The sequence below is a fragment of the Streptomyces sp. NPDC047017 genome (genome assembly GCF_040644175.1).
Lineage (GTDB): Bacteria > Actinomycetota > Actinomycetes > Streptomycetales > Streptomycetaceae > Streptomyces.
On record NZ_JBEYVW010000017.1, the window covers coordinates 155239 to 172438 of the forward strand.

Consider the following 17200-nt stretch of genomic DNA (forward strand, 5'->3'; position numbering starts at 1 on the left):
GGACCAGCCGGGCCGACAGACCGGCGCCTCCCGGCCTCGATCCGCACATCCGAACCTTCGTACAAGGAGCCCGCCCATGTCTTCGACCACGCCTGGGAGCGTGCGGACCTCAGCGCAGGAGGCCGCCGCCCGCAAGGGATCCGACCGGATGCCGTTCGCGGTCCACCTGCTCGCGTTCAGCCTCTTCGCGATGGGCAGCGCCGAGTTCCTGCTCGCCGGCGTCCTGCCCGACATCGCCGCCGACCTGCACATCTCGCTGTCCTCCGCCGGCGTCCTGATCTCCGCCTTCGCCATCGGCGTCGTGATCGGTGGCCCGCCCCTCGCGGTTCTCACCCTGCGCTGGCCGCGCCGGACCACCCTGGTGGTCTCCCAGACGCTGTTCGCGATCGGCGTCGCCATCGGTTTGCTGGCCGACGACTTCACCGTCCTCATCGTCACCCGCTTCCTGTGCGGTCTCGCCTATGCCGGCTTCTGGGCCGTCGCCGCCGTCACCGCCATCGGCCTCGTCACCCCCGACCGCACCGCCCGCGCATCCGGCGTGGTCGTCAGCGGCCTGAGCATTGCCATGGTGGCCGGCGGTCCGGCCGGCGCGCTGCTCAGCCACTTCGCCGGCTGGCAGGGCGGCTTCTGGGCGGTGGTCGCGCTGACCGTCCTAGGTGCGGTCTCCACCATCGTCGCCGTGCCCGCCACCCGTGCGGCCGAGGAGCCCAGCGTGCGCCGCGAACTGCGCGTCATGCGCCAGTCGCAGCTGTGGGTGGTGTACGCCGCGACGCTGCTGAGCACTGCCGCGTACATGATCTCGTACAACTACCTCGCGGCCATCCTCACGGACATCACCGGCATCGACTCGGTGTGGGTGCCCGCGATTCTCGTCCTGTTCGGCATCGGCGCCTTCATCGGCCTGTCCATCGGCGGCCGGATCTCCGACGGACGCCCGCACCGCGCGCTGCTGATCGGCGCTGGTGGGATTCTCATCGCGTCGGTTCTGCTCGCCCTGCTCGGCCGGCATGCGGTCGCCGTCATCCCCCTGGTCCTGGTCCTGGGCATGGCCGGATTCGTGCTCAACCCCGCCATCTACGGGCGGGTGTTCACCGTGGCCGCCGCCGCTCCCACCCTCGCCGGAGCCACCGCCGTCTCCATGTTCCAGCTCGGCATCAGCCTGGTGCCCGCCCTCGTGGGCGTGGCCCTCGGTGCCGGAACCGGACTGACGTCCATTCCCTGGCTGGGCGCCGGCCTGGCCGTCCTCACCGTGCCGGTCATCCTGATCGACCGGACCATGGCTCACAACCGTGCCGACAGCACCACGGAGCCCGCTACCGACGACAGCTGACCGGCGCCGCCCTCGACTATGACCCCACCGTCGGGAGCGCGTCGAGAGCGCGTCGATACGGCCGGCGCCGGCGCGCCCTGGACCGCCGGCTTCCCCGAGGGAGGACCGCACGGGCAACCCGCTCGGATACGAACGGGGCACCTGGGTCGTGTCACAGATCCAGGGCCCGGCCTGCCCGACGCAGCGCACCTGCACGCTGGTCGGCAAAGAAGGGACCTGTTGCCGCCTAGGTCTTCCGGCCGTACACGGACCCGGGCCCCGGCCTGTTCACCTTCTGGGCGCCCTACGAGAAGGGAGACCGGTTTCCGGAGACGGTCTGCGGTGACGGGCTCGCGGCCGTCCTCGCCGCCGAGGCCGGCAGCACAGTGCTCGCCACCGGCATCAGCCCCGCCGGCGGTGGAGAACACCCGGCGCAACGCCGCCCGACACCACCTGGCCGACCGGGTGGCCGCGCTGACCAGCGACCTCTTCGACGCGATCGACCCGGCCGAGCGCCTCGACGTCGTCTTCAGGAACACCCCGTTCATCCGGGGACCCGAGGACCGCCCGTACGCCGGCCAGGTCGAGCACGCGGTCTTCTCGCCCCGGCTACGGCATGATCCGGCGCTTGCTCGGGCGCTTCTTCCGCGACGCGGCTCCCCGGCCCCCCACCAACCTGACCACCCTGCGGGTCGACTTTCCGCTCACTGCGCTCGCCGCCCGCGACGGCGTGCACGCGCCGCCCGAGGAGTTCTGGCCGCGGGCCGCGCACAGCACCGCGCCGGCGTGACGGGCGCATGGCGGCTGCGGCTGTCTCTCGGAGAACTCGGTCTCCCGCGAGTGGGCCAACAGTCGGGTGCAGACGATCTCCGGCGGGACGACGGAGGTGATGAAGGGTTTGATCGGACGGCCGCTCGACCGGTGAGGCCCGTACCCGCCCGTCTCGCCGCCGCACGCCGGGCCTGCCGGTGGGCGGCGGCCGTACGCCCATCGCACCACACTCGTGGTGCCGAATCGGCATATTCCGTTGCCAATTCGGAGACGTGCCGATGCAATGGCCACATGGAGCAGTCCCCGCCCATCGCCCAGGTCCTGTCCGCCGTCGGTCCCCGCCTCAAGCGGCTGCGCACCGCCCGCGGTGTCACCCTCGCCGCGCTGTCCGAGGCCACCGGTATCTCCAAGAGCACCCTGTCGCGCCTGGAGGCCGGCCAACGCCGCCCCAGCCTCGAACTTCTCCTGCCCATCGCTCAAGCCCACCAGGTGCCGCTGGACGAACTGGTCGACGCGCCCGATGTCGGCGATCCGCGCGTCCGGCTCAAGCCGCACGTCGCCAATGGCAACATCGTGCTGCCGCTGACCCGCCAGCCCAACCCTCTGCAGAGCTACAAGATGGTGCTGCCGGCCATCCGCGACACCCCGGAGCTGTGCACCCACGAAGGGTATGAGTGGCTCTACGTGCTCTCCGGTCACCTCCGATTGGTGCTGGCCGAGCACGACCTGGTGCTCGACCCTGGGGAGGTGGCCGAGTTCGACACCCGGCTGCCGCACTGGTTCGGCAGCACCGGCGAGAGCCCGGTCGAGATGTTGAGCGTCTTCGGGCGCCAGGGCGAGCGCATGCACGTCCGGGCCCGGCCGCAACGCATGACGCTCTCCTCCGACGGATGAGTGGGTCGGTCGAACAAGCGCTGCGACCGGAGTAGTTCAGCGTGGACTTCCAGCGCGTGGTCCAGCGGGCCTGTCCGGCCTGTCCCTTGCCAGTGGTGTCGAGGGACATGATTGCCATGTAGGCGCACTTCAGGGCGGCTTGCTCGTCGGGGAAACGGCCGCGGTCCTTGGCCACCCGGCGAATGCGGATGTTGACCGACTCGATCGCATGGTGGTGCAGACGATGCGGCGGATCCCGGTGCCGAACCGCAGGAGGGGAGCGAACTCTGCCCGGGCATTCTCCCGCAGCTTTACGACCGCTGGATACTTCCTGCCCCGGACGTCGGCGAACTGGGCGAACCGGTCCAGGGCGGCCGCCGCGGCGGGGGCGGCGCAGCCGGACTCGATGAGCCTGGTGGCCTTGTCCCGGTCCTGCCGGGCGGCACAGCGGAAGGAGTTCCGCAGCAGGTGAAGCCGTAAGAGCCGAGACAGTCCGTCGTACGGACCTGGGAGCCGCCTTCCGCTTCATCGGCTCGCAGCCGCTCCAACTGCCAGGCACGCTCGGTGCCTTGATGCTTGCGCGGATTGCCGCAGCAGCAGCCCGACACGCGACGAGCGTGCCGGGCAAGGGGAGCCGCCGCCCGGACCAGGGACCGGTTCAGAGCGCGGTCCATGACGGCACGCCATACGTCCGGACCCGGCCGTCCCGCAACGCGACGGCCAGCAGGCGCGGGCCCGCCCGGGGCCGGCGCCGCGACCGCCACACCCGCTCCCCCCCCGTTGCGCACACCGGCCGCAGGCGCGCCTGCGACCGCCCCGGCCGTGACGTACCACGCTCACCTGTGTTCCCACGGCCCCATAGCACCGCCGGTGGCTGCCCCTTGCGGCCGATCGCGTCAGTCGCGCAGGGATCTGGGCAGGTCAGGAGAAGGCCGCAGGCCGCAGGTCGTAGGGGTGACAGGACAGATGCCCGACCGGTACGTGTCAGGCCGCCGGCGCCGGTTCGCCGTGCGCCTTGGACGACCGGTCGGCGCGGGTGCGCGCCCGGTGCGCGGCGAGGTCCCGCTCGATCTCCTCGTCCACCAGGTCGTGGTTGAGCGCAAAGGCCGCCGCAGCCCCCATGCCGGCCGCGCTTACGGCCTGGGCGCGCGGGTCGACCACGTTGCCCACCGCCCAAAGGCCGGGCACGCTGGTGCGGCCCGCCCGGTCGGTGACCAGCCAGCCCTGCTCGTCCTGCTCGCAGCCGAGGCCCTCGAAGGCCGCGTCGTTGGGCGTCATCTCGGGGAACAGGAACGCCGCTGAGCACTCCAGCGTGCGCCCGTCGGCCAGCTCCACCGCTCGCAGGCGCCCCTCCTCGTGCAGCAGGGTGGCCACGGGCCCGTCGAACACGTTGATCCCGCGGGCGTCCATGCGCTCGCGCTCCTCATCGGTGAGCGGCCGGTCGTGCGCCACGTACTGCACGTCGCGCGACCACTGGCGCAGCAGCAGCGCCTGCCCGGCGGAGGCCGGGTGGACGCCCAGCACCACGATGGGCCGGTCGCGGACCTCATAACCGTGGCAGTACGGGCAGAAGTGCACGTCCTTGCCCCACATGGCCTGTACGCCGGGGATCTCCGGCAGCGTGTCGCGCAGGCCCGTGGCGAGCACGACGTGGCGGGCGGTGAGCGTCGCGCCTCCGTCCAGCCGCACCAGATACCGGCCGTCCGCGCCGGGCGCTACCTCGTCGACCCTACCCCTGACCAGCGCCGCCCCGTAGCGGGCAACCTCCGCGCGGCCGGTCTCAAGCACGGTGAGCGGGGGCACACCATCACGGGAGAGGAAGCTGTGCATGTGGGCCGCGGGCGCGTTGCGCGGCTCCCCGGCGTCGACGACGGCGACCGGGCGACGGGCCCGTGCGAGCACGAGCGCGGCATTCAGCCCGCCCGCTCCACCGCCTATCACGATGACATCGTACGAGGTTCGGTTCTGGGTCTCGTTGTGTGCGCCGGTCATGGCGATCACCTCCTCCGCCAGAGTGCGGGCGACCTGTCGCCCCAGACAATTTTTGTTGCCGTTACCGGGACGCGTCGAGGGAGCCGGCCCGTGCCGGGGCAGTCGCCGAACGAGCCGTGCCGGCGGTGAGCGCAGCTACGGCGCCGCCCGGCCACCGGCTTCCGCCAAGATCCCGTACGGCAGTCGAAGGGCGCGACGTGCCGTCGGCAACCCGGAGATATGTCCCCCTCACGTCGTGACATCACCGGCTTGCCGACATCGCCCCCCGGGGGCGGCCGGGGCAGCACCGCGCACCGCTTCACGGACCCGTCGTCGTCCGCCGGGGAACCTTCAGATACTCACCGGGTCAGCACTCGGGAGAACGCCCCGCCCGCACGGAGGAGTTCACCCCATGTACCGAATTCCACCATCCGGCCGTTCTCCAAGGGCTGTCCCGCAACTGTGGTTGCGGGACAGCCGCAGCCTCGTCAGGTGCTCGGAGTCGTCCTCCACAGGTGGCGTTCATCCAGGGTTCCTGACCGTGCGTCGCCGCGTTCAAGGTCGACGAGGATGGGCCGGCAGTCGAGCAGTTGCTGTCTCACGTCACGCGAGGCGAGGTACTGCACGGAGTTGCAGGGCACGATCAGGAGCCCGTTGCTCTCGCGGACTCGCTCAGTGTCGATGGCGAGAAGCGGCTCGTCATCGCGCTGGCTGCACGCGAGAAACGCCACCGCGAGCCGCAGGACTTCGTCCTGCTCCCGCATCCGCCTCCAGTCTGTCGGTCCGACGAGGGTTCGAGGCAATTCGGGAAGCCGGTGACCGTTCCGCGGCGCCAGGGTGCGGATGTCGTTCGCAAGGGTCGGCCGCGGAGTCCTCCGCTTGCGGCCCGGACCCTGCTGTCGCGGCGGCCTACTGGCGCACAAACCATCGCCGAGTGGTCGAAGAACTACCGGTATTCCACCAGCCACCAAGTCGTCCTCGACGCCGACACCCGCCCCGCCTGGTCGTCGTGATCGGTCGGCCACTCGCCGCGAACCGCAACGACTGCAACGCGTGGGAGGAGTCCGGCGCCAAGGCCGCTGTCGGCAAGACCACCACGTTCGCGGACGGCGGCGCCCGGGGCGAGCACGTCTTCGCCCGCACGAAGACCTGGAAGATACTCCGCGACTGTCGACTCAAAGGCGACGGCGTCCATCACGCCATGCTCGGCATCGCCCGGATGCATAACGTCACCCTCGCCGGACAGGACTGCGGGCCCCGCGGCGGCAAGCGTGCCCGAGCAACCTGAATGAGGACATTCCAGGCTCTCGCAGTGAAGGTCACGTTGAGGGTGCCCAGCACAGAGCGATGCCGCTGCACCCACGCAGGGCCAAGAGGAGCCGCTCAGTGTCGTGATAGCGTCGCTGCGGAGGCTCGTAGGTGCGTGCCTGCCCCGGACGAGATGTGCGCCGTACCCGGCCCGCCAAGACGACGCACTCAGGAGGCGTCGTGGACGTAGACATACCTTCTACTGATTCCGCCGGCTCGGTTCCCCCGCCTCGCGAGTTGGACGTCCGTTGGATCCACGGCTCACCATCGGCCAAGCACAACTCCGACCCGGACATCCAGGTCTACGCGTTCGACGAGCATACGGTCATCCTGAGACAGAACATGGCGATCAACTACGAGGCGCCGTTCCTGTTTCTGCTCTTCGGCGATGCCCAGGCAGTGCTGATCGACACCGGCGCTACCGCGTCCGCAGAGCTTTTCCCCCTGCGAAGGCTGGTTGACGAACTCGTCGAGGACTGGCTCGCCCGCCACCCCCGGCACAGGTATCACCTGCTGGTGCTGCACACCCATCCCCACGGCGACCACATCGCAGGGGACGCCCAGTTCACCGACCGCCCCGACACCACAGTGGTCGGCGCAGACCTCGCCACCGCCTGGAAGTATTTCGGATTCGACGAGGACCCCACCACCGTGGCGCAGGTCGATCTGGGAGACCGCGTGCTCGAGTGTCTGGCCACCCCCGGGCACCACCAGGCAGCAGTCACGTTCTACGACCCATGGAGCGGGTTCCTGCTCACTGGTGACACGGTCTACCCTGGGCGACTGTACATACAGGACTGGCCTGCCTTTGCCCGGACCATCGACCGACTGATCGAGTTCTCCGAACGTCGACCGGTCACCCACGTCCTGGGCTGCCATATCGAGATGACCACCGATCCAGGCGTGGACTACCCGATACGCACCACCTACCAGCCCGACGAGCCCCCGCTCCAGATGACAACCGCCCACCTGCACGAAATCCGCGCCGCGCTCAACGAGAGCGGCGACCGGCCCAGGCGACGCGCCTTCCCCCTCTTTGTTCTCTGCCCAGGCGATTGAGCTTGCACAGCGAGGTGATCTTCGCCGCTACGAAATGATCGTCGAGCGAGGTGTGGTCCGGTCTGTCGCCGGATCGGCCGGGGTGGTGCGGTGACGTGTGGCCGTTCGCCGTTGCCTTACGAGCTGGTGCGTGATTGTGGTTGAGGTGTGATCGCGCGGGGGTGGGACGATCCAGCCCGTGGCGATCATGATCAACCGGAACATCCTCGCGCATCAGTTGTTCACAGGGATCTCCCGGCAGCATCTGGCCGGCTTGGTCGTGGAGTTGGCCGTTTCTTGGGAGGTCCTGGTCGAGGGACGCCGTCACGAGACACGTGGCGGGCCCAGGAAACGCGAGGCGGGGGCAGGTGCCCGGCATCGCCTCGTGTTCGTCGACCGGCTGGTCGTCACGCTGATCCACCTGCGACACGATCTCCCCCACTCTGTCCTTGCCCTGTTGTTCGATGTCGACCGCTCCACCGTCACCCGCGCGATCGCAGAGATACGCAAGCTCCTGGCCGAACGAGGATGCGCGGTCCCCGACCGGCCCGGCCTGCGGCTGCGGACCCTGGCGGACGTATTCGCTTATGCCCAGGCCGAGGGCATCGAGCTGCGGCTGGACGCCACCGAGGTCCAGGTCCGCAGGCCGCCGACCAACCGTGGCGGACGCCGTGCGTTCGTCTCGGGCGAGAAGAAGCAGAACACGATGAAAGACGCATGGCGCCGGGCCCGCAGCCCGAGACCGAGACCGAGATCGAGTGGCGATCGGCCGGCCGCCAGGGTGGTCATGAAGCATGCGATCCGCATGCCGTCCTCATCCGTGGTTCTCAACCGGGCCCCGGGATACGGTCTTTCCCTGCGGGAGATGAGCCACATGCCTTTCGCCCGGCCGACCAGCGGCCGGGCGCTAGGAAGACTCGCGGGGCACCAGTTCCGTTCGCAGCACCGCGTGCCGACGTTCCCCTACGCGGGAAGCGGCCGGGCGGTGGTCGGCGATCTCCGTGAGGAGGAGATCGATCATCGCACGGCCCATCTCCTCGATGGGCTGGCGAACACTGGTGAGCGGCGGTTCCATGTGGCGGGCGATGGCCGAGTCGTCGTACCCGACCAGCGCCACGTCGTCGGGGACACGTCGACCTGCCTCGCGCAGCACCTGGCGGGCGCCCGCCGCCATCACGTCCGAACCGGCGAAGACCGCGTCGAGACCGGGTTCCCGTTCAAGAAGTCTCTTCATCGCCTGGCGGCCACCCTCCTCGGTGAAGTAGCCGCTCTCGACGAGGAGTTCGTCAGCGGTGCGGCCGGCATCGAGCAGGGCTTCCCGGTAGCCGCCGAGACGGCGCCGGGCGCCATACACGTCCAGGCGACCGGTGATGTGCGCGATCTTCCGGCGGCCGCGGGCGAGCAGGTGCTCGACTGCCGAGCGGCCGCCGCCGTAGTTGTCGGAGTCCACCGAGGTCAGCGCCTCCGTCGCCGAGCGCGGGCCGCTGATCACGGCCGGGATCCGAAGCTGGGCCACCAGGTCCGGCAGCGGGTCGTCGGCGTGCACGGACACGAGCAGCACCCCGTCCACCCGCTGTGCGGCCAAGTACTGGGCCAGCCGACGCCGTTCGCGGTCGTTTCCCGCGAAGATCAGCACCAACTGCACCTCACTGTCGGAGAGTTCGGCGCCTATGCCGCTGAGCATGTCGGAGAAGTACGGCTCCGCGAAGAACCGGATCTCCGGCTCGGGGACAACCAAGGCGATGGCGTCGGTGCGGTTGGCGGCGAGGGCGCGCGCGGCCGTGTTCGGGACATAGCCGAGCTTCGCTATCGCGGCCTCGACGGCGGCCCGGGTGGCGTCACTGACCCGCGGTGACCCGTTGATCACCCGCGACGCCGTACCCCGTCCCACGCCGGCCTGGGCCGCGACGTCTCTGAGGGTGGGCCGACCGCCACTGCGCCCCCTCGCTCCGTGACTTGCCATGGGCTCCGCCCTTCTTGCCGGCGTTCCTGTGCCGGCCTGGAAACCAACAGTGCGGGGTGCCGGGGCGGCCGGATCTCAGGGACGCCGCCCCGGACCCTGCTTCGGCCCCGAACGGCCTCGTCCGCGGATGCGGGCACGCCGAACTCGCCGGACGTGCGCCGTCCGGCGCATTGAGGTCATCGACTCCGGTTGGCTAACAGCCGGATAACTGAACACATCCCTCAGCGTCCGCCTCTTGACACCCCGCCTCGAACCGACGACTCTTCAACACATCGCTGATGGGAGCGCTCCCATAGTACCTGACTCATACAATTCCCGCACGTTCCCCGCCCGAGCCGCAGCGAGAAACAGACGGGCCCAGCAGTGCAGTTGGCCGGGGGGTCGGCACGTCAGGGCGCAACAGGAGGACGTAAATGCGAGCACGTACCCGAACCGCCTCACGCAAGGCGGTCGTCCTGGCGGCCGTCGTGTCGCTGGGCGGAGCGTTGCTGGCCGGCTGTGCCGACGACAGTGGTGGCGGTAGTGACGACACCAGCGGTGGCGGCAGCGGCAGGACGACGATCAGTATGGGTCTCTTCGGCACGCAGGGCTTCAAGGAGGCCGGGCTGTACGCCGAGTACGAGAAGCTCCATCCCGACATCAAGATCACGGAGAACGTCACCGAGCGGAACGAGAACTACTACCCCGCGCTGGTCAACCACCTCACCACCAACAGCGGACTGCAGGACGTCCAGGCGGTCGAGGTCGGCAACATCGCCGAGGTCGTGCAGACCCAGGCGAGCAAGCTGGAGGATCTCTCCAAGCTCTCCGGTGTGAACAAGAGCAGCTGGCTGGCCTGGAAGTGGCAGCAGGCCATGACCAAGGACGGGCAGACCATCGGCCTCGGCACCGACATCGGCCCGATGGCGATCTGCTACCGCAAGGATCTCTTCCAGCAGGCCGGCCTGCCCACCGACCGGGACGCGGTCGGCAAGCTGTGGGCGGGCGACTGGAGCAAGCTCGTCACCGCCGGCGAGCAGTACAAGAAGAAGGCCCCCGCGGGTACCTACTTCATGGACTCCCCCGGCGGTCTGCTCAGCGCGATCCTCTCCGGCCTGAAGGAGAAGTTCTACGACTCCTCCGGCAACGTCGTCTACAAGTCGAACCCGGCCGTCAAGGCCGGCTTCGACCTGGCCGCCAAGGCCGCGCAGGAGGGACTGGTCGGTTCGGAGACCCAGTTCCAGCCGTCCTGGAACCAGACGATCGCCAACAACAAGTTCGCCACCATGGCATGCCCGCCGTGGATGCTCGGCTACCTCAAGGCCCAGTCGAAGCCCGATGCCGTCGGCAAGTGGGACGTGGCCGCCGCTCCGCAGGCCGGCAACTGGGGCGGCACCTTCCTCACCGTGCCGAAGAGCGGCAAGCACGTGAAAGAGGCGGAGCAGCTCGTCGCCTGGCTCACCGCACCGGCCCAGCAGGCCAAGCTCTTCAGCGTCCAGGGCAGCTTCCCGAGCGCGCCGGCCGCCTACGACCTGCCCCAGGTGAAGGACGCCAAGAACGCGATGACCGCTGACTCGCCGATCGGCACTATCTTCGCCGACGCCGCCAAGGCCATCCCGCTCCAGCCCATCGGCCCGAAGGACCAGATCATCGGGGCCGGCCTGGGTGACAACGGAGTGATCCTCGTGACCAAGGGCACGTCTCCCGAAGAGGCATGGAAGACGGCCACCAAGACGATCGACAACAACCTGGAGAAGTGACCGGTATGTCCCGGCACGACACCGCCGCGCCCGCTGTTCAGGACAGGGGCGCGGCCCCCGCCCGCGGGCCTGCGGCACCCGACGCACCGACGCAGGAGAAGCGCCGGTCACGGCTGTCCCGGCGCTGGCAGCGGGACATGCGCTGGAGCCCGTACGCCTTCGTCTCCCCGTTCTTCCTGCTCTTCGCCGCGTTCGGCCTGTTCCCGCTGATCTACACCGGCTGGGCCTCGCTGCACACGGTGGAACTGACCGCGCCCACCGACATGCAGTGGGCGGGCCTGCACAACTACACCAGGATCTTCGGCGACGAGTTCTTCTGGAACGCGGCGAGGAACACCCTGACCATCGGCATCATCTCCACGGTCCCGCAGCTGCTGATGGCGATGGGACTCGCCCACCTGCTCAACTACAAGCTGCGCGGCTCCACCTTCTTCCGGGTCGCGATGCTCGCGCCGTACGCCACCTCGATCGCCGCGGCCTCCCTGGTCTTCGTGCTGCTGTTCGGCCGTGACTACGGCGTGATCAACTGGGCGCTGCACTTCGTCGGCATCGACAAGATCGACTGGCAGAACGACAAGTGGTCCTCGCAGACAGCGGTCTCGTCCGTGGTCATCTGGCGCTGGACCGGCTACAACGCGCTGATCTACCTGGCGGCGATGCAGGCGATCCCTCAGGACCTGTACGAGTCGGCGGCGCTGGACGGCGCCAACCGCTGGCAGCAGTTCTTCCACGTGACGCTGCCCCAGCTGCGGCCGACCATCCTGTTCACCGCCGTGGTGTCCACCATCGGCGCGAGCCAGCTGTTCGGCGAGCCGCTGATGTTCGACTCCATCAAGGGCGCGTCCGGCGGCACGAACCACCAGTTCCAGACCCTCGGGCTGTACCTGTACGAGCAGGGCTGGGTCAACCAGCACCTGGGCCGGGCCTCCGCGATCGCCTGGACGATGTTCCTGATCCTCATTGTGATCGGGCTCGTCAACTACGTCATCTCGCGCCGGCTGCGCGCCAGCAGTTAGGAGAACCAGCGTGACGACGACCCTGACGAACCCTACCGGCGAGGCGCCACCCAAGGCGGCGCGGGTACGGCGGACCAAGGCCGGGCGGGCCGGCGGCCAGTCGTACGCCGGTCCCGTCGCGTATGCGGTTCTGGTGCTGTTCACCATCGGTTCGCTGTTCCCGCTGGTGTGGACGGCGATCGCCGCGTCCCGCGACAACAACCGGCTGGCGCAGACTCCGCCGCCGTTCTGGTTCGGCTCGAACCTGATGCACAACCTCAAGGTGGCCTGGTCGGACGCCGATCTCGGCAAGGCCTTCCTCAACACCACCATCGTGGCGGGGGTGTCGGCGGCGACCATCGTGTTCCTTTCCACCATCGCCGGGTTCGCCTTCGCCAAGCTGCGCTTCCGGGGCCGTAACGCACTGATGCTGGTGGTGATCGGCACCATGATGGTGCCGCCGCAGCTCAGCATCATCCCGCTGTACATGATGGTGGCGAAGCTGAACTGGTCCGACCAGCTGCAGGCGGTGATCCTGCCGTCACTGGTGAGCGCGTTCGGTGTGTTCTTCATGCGGCAGTACCTGCTGCAGGCGCTCCCGGACGAGCTGATCGAGGCGGCACGGGTGGACGGCGCGAGCAGCTGGCGCGTGGTGTGGCACGTGGTGTTCCCGGCGGCGCGGCCGGCGATGGCCGTGCTCGGCATGCTGATGTTCGTGCAGGCGTGGAACGACTTCCTGTGGCCGTTCCTGGTGCTGTCCCAGAACGGCAATCCGACCGTGCAGGTCGCCATCGCGGGGCTGGGCCGAGGCTTCACCCCCGACCAGTCCCTGATCATGGCGGGTGCGCTGCTCGGTACGGTGCCGTTGCTGCTGGTCTTCGCGATCTTCGGCAAGCAGATCGTGGGCGGCATCATGCAGGGCGCGGTCAAGGGCTGAGCCGCGCCTCGTCCGGGCCGGGGCAGCTCCGCCCCGGCCCGACTCCTCGTATCCCCATCCTGTCCTCGGATTCCACGACCCCATGGGAGCGCTTCCATGTCCGATGCCGCACAGCCGGCGACCTTTCCCCCCGCGTTCGTCTGGGGCGCCGCGACCTCCGCGTACCAGATCGAGGGGGCGGCACGGGAGAACGGCCGCACCCCTTCGATCTGGGACACCTTCAGCCATACGCCGGGCAAGACCGCCGACGGCGACGACGGTGACATCGCTGTCGACCATTACCACCGCTACCGCGACGACGTGGCGCTGATGGCGGAGCTGGGCCTGAACGCGTACCGCTTCTCGGTCTCCTGGCCCCGGGTGCAGCCGACCGGCCGCGGCCCCGCCGTCCAGGTGGGCCTGGACTTCTACCGCCGCCTGGTGGACGAGTTGCTCGCGCACGGCATCAAGCCCGCGGTCACGCTCTACCACTGGGACCTGCCGCAGGAGCTGGAGGACGCGGGCGGCTGGCCGGAGCGGGACACGGCCCTGCGCTTCGCCGAGTACGCTCAGCTCGTCGGCGAAGCGCTGGGCGACCGCGTCGAGCAGTGGATCACCCTCAACGAGCCCTGGTGCAGCGCCTTCCTCGGTTACGGCTCCGGGGTGCACGCCCCCGGCCGTACCGACCCGGTGGCAGCGCTGCGCGCCGCGCACCACCTCAACCTGGCGCATGGTCTGGGCACGTCGGCCCTGCGCTCTGTGATGCCCACCCGCAACCAGGTGGCCGTCAGCCTCAACTCGTCGGTGGTACGGCCGCTGTCGCACAGCCCCGCCGATCTGGACGCGGCCCGGCGGATCGACGACCTGGCCAACGGCGTCTTCCACGATCCGATGCTGCACGGGACGTATCCGGCGACCCTACTGGCGGCCACCTCGACGGTCACCGACTGGTCGTACGTCCTCGACGGTGATCTGCGCACGATCCAGCAGCCGCTGGACGCGCTCGGGCTCAACTACTACACGCCCATGCTGGTGTCGGCGGCGGACGGGGTACCGGACGGCCCGCGCGCCGACGGCCACGGGGCGAGTCCCTTCTCGCCGTGGCCCGGGGCGGACGACGTGGCGTTCCACCAGGCACCGGGTGAGCGGACCGAGATGGGCTGGACGGTCGATCCGGACGGCCTGCACGAACTGATCATGCGGTACGTGCAGGAGGCTCCGGGGCTGCCGCTGTACATCACGGAGAACGGCGCGGCCTACGAGGACGAGGTGGACGCCGGCGGCCGGGTGCACGACCCGGAGCGCATCGCCTATCTGCACGGCCATCTGGTGGCGGTGCACCGGGCGATCACCGACGGTGCGGACGTCCGCGGATATTACCTGTGGTCGCTGATGGACAACTTCGAGTGGGCGTACGGCTATGCCAAGCGGTTCGGCATGGTGCACGTCGACTACGCGACGCTGGAGCGAACTCCCAAGTCGAGCGCCCGCTGGTACGGGGAGGCGGCTCGCACAGGGGCACTGCCGGAGGTTCCGGCGGCGCCGGCGGTGTGATCCGGTGTTCTGGGGAGACGATCGGCGGCCGCCCTCCAGCCCCCCGCCGGTCAGGTTGCCTTGGGCGTGGCGAGGACCGGTTGCTGCGCGGCGTGGTCGGAGGCGGCACCGGGAGGGCACCAGCCGGTGACCAGTACCACTCGGTCGCGCACCCCGCGGCCGACCAGCTCCTCGTTCTCCTCACTGTTGCCCTCTGCGGCCCAGAGGAAATGAAAGAGCCCGACCTCGCCGTTTCGTCGGGTTCGGCGGCTGGCGGGGCGGAAACGCGAAAGTGTCTTCCTGACCTGGGACGATGAACCTTGCTGCGGGACTCTTTCGGTCCAGGCGGAGGGGGGGGGTACGGTTGCCGGCGGATCTCGCTGGTGCCACCGGGCTGACCGCCGCGTACCCTGCCGCTCCCAGGTCGCTTCGGCCGCGTGGGACCGGGCGTGATCCGGGCCGGATCGCCACCGACCTGGCGGTGATGCTCGCCGACGGTGGTGAGGCGATAGCGGATCTGGCCGTGCTGCGGGACCAGGCAGGTGTGTCCGGCCCGGTCGCCTCCACGCCCACCGCTTGCGGTGGCCCGTCGACACCGGCGAGGCCGGCACGTACTGCCCCCGCCGGCCCGTGACCGGGCCGGTGCCCCGGCTCAGCGGCCCAGCAGGGCGTCGATCTCGCTCAGCTCACCGGCGGTCAGCGGCGCCCGGCCGAGGGCGCCGGCGTTCTCCTCGACCTGTGCGACGGTGCGGAAGCCGGGGATGGGCACCGTGTGCGGACTGCGCGCCCAGATCCACGCCAGGGCGCCTTGGACCAAGGAGCGTCCGCCCGAGGTGAGGATCTCGCGCGCGGCGTCACGGCGCTTGAGCCATTCGCCGGCCGGGGCGCCGTCGGCGAAGTACCGCATCCACGGCGGCGCCTGGTCGCCCCGTACGTCGTCTTGGGCGAGGCGGGTGCCACCGGTGTACTTCTCGCTGAGCAGCCCCATGGCCAGCGGGCTGCGGTTGACGCTGGCCCAATGGTGCTCGGCGACCAGGCGGAGCATGTCCGGCGCGTCGTTCAGCACGTTCAACTCGTGCTGAACGGCGGCGAAATGGGGCCCGGCCAGGGCGGTGGGCAGGGCCGGGTCGTCGGTGCTCCACCCGTAGTGGCGGATCTTGCCCGCCGCGACCAGGTCCTCCAGCGCGCCCTGCATCTCCTGCGCCTGCTCGGCGGAGGCGCCGCCCAGATGCCACTGGTAGAGGTCGATGCGGTCGGTGCCGAGCCGGGTCAACGACGCCTCGACAGCACGCCGGGCATGAGCCGGGCTCGGATCCTCGCCCGTGATCCGGCGGCTGCCCTCGTCGAAGACGTTGCCCCACTTGGTGGCGATCAGCACCTCGTCGCGGCGACCGGTCAGGGCCGCGCCCAGGATGCGCTCGCTGTGCCCGGTGCCGTAGACGTCGGAGGTGTCGAAGAAGCGGATGCCCAGGTCCACGGCTCGGCGCACCGCCCGGGTGGACTCCGCGTCGTCCACTTCGCCCCAGCCGACCGGGGTGTCACCGGCCCGGAAAGGACCGCCGATGGCCCAGCACCCCATGCCCAGGGGTGGGATGGCGGTGTCACCGATCAGGCGGTGCGCTTGCGTCATCTTGGCTCCAAACACGTGGGGACACCCTGGTGGCGGGCAGCACGGAAGAATGGGGGACGAGGTGTCGGATGGATGTAGTGGGCAGGGAAGCATGGCCGGTGGGGCGGGCGCAACACAGCGCGGGGGAACGCGCCGCGCGGGGAGCGCTATCGGCCACGGCCGGTGGCGGAGAGAGGGCCGGCCGACAGCCCCGGGAGCGGCGCCCGGGTCGGCACGTGGGCCGCCTGCGTCCCGGCCAGGCTCGGCTCGATCATGCGGGAGGTGACGTAGGAGGTCAGCCATTCACTGAACTCCGGTCCCAACTCTGAATGATCGCACGCGAGTTGCACCACCGAGCGCAGGTAGTCGTGGCGGTCGCCGGTGTCGTAGCGGCGGCCGGAGAAGACCACGCCGTGCACGGAGCCGCCGACCGCCAGCGTCTCCAGGGCGTCCGTCAACTGGATCTCGCCGCCGTGCCCGGGGCCCAGCCACTCCAGTACGCCGAAGATCTCGGGCTGGAGCACATAGCGGCCGATGACCGCGTAGTTGCTGGGCTGGGTGCCGGGCGGTGGCTTCTCCACCAGGCCGGAAACGCGCACGACGTCGCCGCCGTCGGCCCCGGCGATCCGGGCGCAGCCGTACAGGTGCGTCTGGGCGGGATCGACCTCCATGAGGGCGATGACGCTGCCGCCCATGGCCTGCCGCACGTCGAGCATCCGGCGCAGCAGGGCGTCCCGGGGGTCGATGAGGTCGTCGCCGAGGAGGACCGCGAAGGGCTCGTCACCGATGTGGGAGCGAGCGCAGAGCACCGCGTGGCCCAGGCCGCGGGGCGACTTCTGCCGGACGTAGTGCAGGGTGCCGAGTTCGCTACTGGCGCGGACCTTGGCGAGTTTGTCACGGTCACCGCGCTGCGCGAGGACGGACTCGAGTTCGAAGTTGTGGTCGAAGTGGTCCTCCAGGGAGTGTTTGTTGCGGCCGGTGATCACCAGCACGTCGGCGATGTCCGCGGCGGCGGCCTCCTCGACGACATACTGAATGGCCGGCTTGTCGACGACAGGCAGCATCTCCTTCGGAGTGGACTTGGTCATCGGCAGGAACCGGGTACCGAGGCCGGCGGCCGGGATGACGGCCTTGGTGACAGGGGGATGCGCGAACATGCGTACCTCTCTCGTGGG

The 17200-nt window shown here is 69.7% G+C and carries 14 protein-coding genes, 6 pseudogenes and 1 riboswitch; of the genes and pseudogenes, 12 read left to right on the forward strand and 8 right to left on the reverse strand.

What is annotated here, in order from left to right; genetic code table 11:
• Positions 1-76: 76 nt before the first annotated feature.
• Complete coding sequence (locus ABZ858_RS26875) at positions 77-1330, forward strand: Cmx/CmrA family chloramphenicol efflux MFS transporter (RefSeq protein ID WP_361383685.1); 1254 nt, start codon at positions 77-79, stop codon at positions 1328-1330.
• 381 nt (positions 1331-1711) lie between these two features.
• On the opposite strand, the gene ABZ858_RS26880 is transcribed toward ABZ858_RS26875, so the two are convergent.
• A complete protein-coding gene (locus ABZ858_RS26880) occupies positions 1712-1900 on the reverse strand; it encodes a hypothetical protein (RefSeq protein WP_361383688.1) in 189 nt (62 codons plus the stop codon).
• A gap of 37 nt (positions 1901-1937) precedes the next feature.
• On the opposite strand from ABZ858_RS26880, the gene ABZ858_RS26885 reads away from it, so the two are divergent.
• From ABZ858_RS26885 to ABZ858_RS26895, 3 genes and pseudogenes are all read left to right on the forward strand, one after another.
• Complete coding sequence (locus ABZ858_RS26885; protein ID WP_361383691.1) at positions 1938-2099, forward strand: hypothetical protein; 162 nt, start codon at positions 1938-1940, stop codon at positions 2097-2099.
• 15 nt (positions 2100-2114) lie between these two features.
• Positions 2115-2234: pseudogene (locus tag ABZ858_RS26890) on the forward strand (acyl-CoA dehydrogenase family protein); the annotation flags it as partial.
• A 137-nt stretch (positions 2235-2371) separates the two neighbouring features.
• A complete protein-coding gene (locus ABZ858_RS26895) occupies positions 2372-2974 on the forward strand; it encodes an XRE family transcriptional regulator (protein WP_361383694.1) in 603 nt (200 codons plus the stop codon).
• A gap of 129 nt (positions 2975-3103) precedes the next feature.
• Here ABZ858_RS26895 and ABZ858_RS26900 read toward each other — a convergent pair whose 3' ends face one another.
• The 4 genes and pseudogenes from ABZ858_RS26900 to ABZ858_RS26915 form a co-directional block, all read right to left on the reverse strand.
• Complete coding sequence (locus tag ABZ858_RS26900) at positions 3104-3445, reverse strand: transposase (protein ID WP_361383780.1); 342 nt, start codon at positions 3443-3445, stop codon at positions 3104-3106.
• A pseudogene (locus ABZ858_RS26905) lies at positions 3436-3581 on the reverse strand ((2Fe-2S) ferredoxin domain-containing protein); the annotation flags it as partial. The gene ABZ858_RS26900 and the pseudogene ABZ858_RS26905, both read right to left, overlap by 10 nt.
• A 356-nt stretch (positions 3582-3937) precedes the next feature.
• The gene (locus ABZ858_RS26910; RefSeq protein WP_361383697.1) at positions 3938-4945 is read right to left on the reverse strand and encodes an NAD(P)/FAD-dependent oxidoreductase; all 1008 of its coding nucleotides are present in this window, start codon (positions 4943-4945) and stop codon (positions 3938-3940) included.
• Between the two features lie 467 nt (positions 4946-5412).
• Positions 5413-5688 carry a YrhB domain-containing protein gene (locus ABZ858_RS26915; RefSeq protein ID WP_361383782.1) on the reverse strand — a complete coding sequence of 92 codons (276 nt, stop codon included), beginning with the start codon at positions 5686-5688 and terminating at the stop codon, positions 5413-5415.
• Here ABZ858_RS26915 and ABZ858_RS26920 point away from each other — a divergent pair.
• The 3 genes and pseudogenes from ABZ858_RS26920 to ABZ858_RS26930 form a co-directional block, all read left to right on the forward strand.
• Positions 5677-6212 (forward strand): annotated as a pseudogene (locus ABZ858_RS26920) (hypothetical protein). The gene ABZ858_RS26915 and the pseudogene ABZ858_RS26920 sit on opposite strands and share 12 nt — an antisense overlap.
• A gap of 117 nt (positions 6213-6329) precedes the next feature.
• Positions 6330-6401: riboswitch (guanidine-III (ykkC-III) riboswitch) on the forward strand.
• Positions 6402-6412: 11 nt separating this feature from the next.
• Positions 6413-7291 carry an MBL fold metallo-hydrolase gene (locus ABZ858_RS26925; RefSeq protein WP_361383700.1) on the forward strand — a complete coding sequence of 293 codons (879 nt, stop codon included), beginning with the start codon at positions 6413-6415 and terminating at the stop codon, positions 7289-7291.
• Between the two features lie 187 nt (positions 7292-7478).
• Positions 7479-7982 (forward strand): annotated as a pseudogene (locus tag ABZ858_RS26930) (transposase family protein); the annotation flags it as partial.
• A gap of 195 nt (positions 7983-8177) precedes the next feature.
• Here the strand turns inward: ABZ858_RS26930 and ABZ858_RS26935 are convergent.
• Positions 8178-9233, reverse strand: a complete 1056-nt coding sequence (locus tag ABZ858_RS26935; protein WP_361383703.1) for a LacI family DNA-binding transcriptional regulator — start codon at positions 9231-9233, stop codon at positions 8178-8180.
• A 413-nt stretch (positions 9234-9646) separates the two neighbouring features.
• Here ABZ858_RS26935 and ABZ858_RS26940 point away from each other — a divergent pair, with 413 nt between their 5' ends.
• From ABZ858_RS26940 to ABZ858_RS26960, 5 genes and pseudogenes are all read left to right on the forward strand, one after another.
• The gene (locus ABZ858_RS26940) at positions 9647-10972 is read left to right on the forward strand and encodes an extracellular solute-binding protein (RefSeq protein WP_361383706.1); all 1326 of its coding nucleotides are present in this window, start codon (positions 9647-9649) and stop codon (positions 10970-10972) included.
• 5 nt (positions 10973-10977) lie between these two features.
• Positions 10978-11988, forward strand: coding sequence for a sugar ABC transporter permease (locus ABZ858_RS26945; protein ID WP_361383785.1), 1011 nt, complete (start codon positions 10978-10980; stop codon positions 11986-11988).
• Between the two features lie 10 nt (positions 11989-11998).
• The gene (locus ABZ858_RS26950) at positions 11999-12904 is read left to right on the forward strand and encodes a carbohydrate ABC transporter permease (RefSeq protein WP_361383709.1); all 906 of its coding nucleotides are present in this window, start codon (positions 11999-12001) and stop codon (positions 12902-12904) included.
• A gap of 96 nt (positions 12905-13000) precedes the next feature.
• The gene (locus ABZ858_RS26955) at positions 13001-14437 is read left to right on the forward strand and encodes a GH1 family beta-glucosidase (RefSeq protein WP_361383712.1); all 1437 of its coding nucleotides are present in this window, start codon (positions 13001-13003) and stop codon (positions 14435-14437) included.
• A 334-nt stretch (positions 14438-14771) separates the two neighbouring features.
• Positions 14772-14993 (forward strand): annotated as a pseudogene (locus ABZ858_RS26960) (IS1380 family transposase); the annotation flags it as partial.
• 75 nt (positions 14994-15068) lie between these two features.
• Here the strand turns inward: ABZ858_RS26960 and ABZ858_RS26965 are convergent.
• Together ABZ858_RS26965 and ABZ858_RS26970 are read right to left on the reverse strand one after the other, a co-directional pair.
• Positions 15069-16046: an aldo/keto reductase gene (locus ABZ858_RS26965; RefSeq protein WP_361383715.1), complete on the reverse strand. Its 978-nt coding sequence runs from the start codon at positions 16044-16046 to the stop codon at positions 15069-15071.
• 251 nt (positions 16047-16297) lie between these two features.
• Positions 16298-17182 (reverse strand): annotated as a pseudogene (locus ABZ858_RS26970) (UTP--glucose-1-phosphate uridylyltransferase); the annotation flags it as partial.
• Positions 17183-17200 lie beyond the last annotated feature (18 nt).

Coding starts and splice junctions, on each gene's coding strand:
- ABZ858_RS26875 (WP_361383685.1), top strand. CDS start 77: ATGTCTTCGACCACGCCTGGGAGCGTGCGGACCTCAGCGCAGGAGGCC.
- ABZ858_RS26895 (WP_361383694.1), top strand. CDS start 2,372: ATGGAGCAGTCCCCGCCCATCGCCCAGGTCCTGTCCGCCGTCGGTCCC.
- ABZ858_RS26910 (WP_361383697.1), bottom strand. CDS start 4,945: ATGACCGGCGCACACAACGAGACCCAGAACCGAACCTCGTACGATGTC.
- ABZ858_RS26915 (WP_361383782.1), bottom strand. CDS start 5,688: ATGCGGGAGCAGGACGAAGTCCTGCGGCTCGCGGTGGCGTTTCTCGCG.
- ABZ858_RS26935 (WP_361383703.1), bottom strand. CDS start 9,233: ATGGCAAGTCACGGAGCGAGGGGGCGCAGTGGCGGTCGGCCCACCCTC.
- ABZ858_RS26940 (WP_361383706.1), top strand. CDS start 9,647: ATGCGAGCACGTACCCGAACCGCCTCACGCAAGGCGGTCGTCCTGGCG.
- ABZ858_RS26945 (WP_361383785.1), top strand. CDS start 10,978: ATGTCCCGGCACGACACCGCCGCGCCCGCTGTTCAGGACAGGGGCGCG.
- ABZ858_RS26955 (WP_361383712.1), top strand. CDS start 13,001: ATGTCCGATGCCGCACAGCCGGCGACCTTTCCCCCCGCGTTCGTCTGG.
- ABZ858_RS26965 (WP_361383715.1), bottom strand. CDS start 16,046: ATGACGCAAGCGCACCGCCTGATCGGTGACACCGCCATCCCACCCCTG.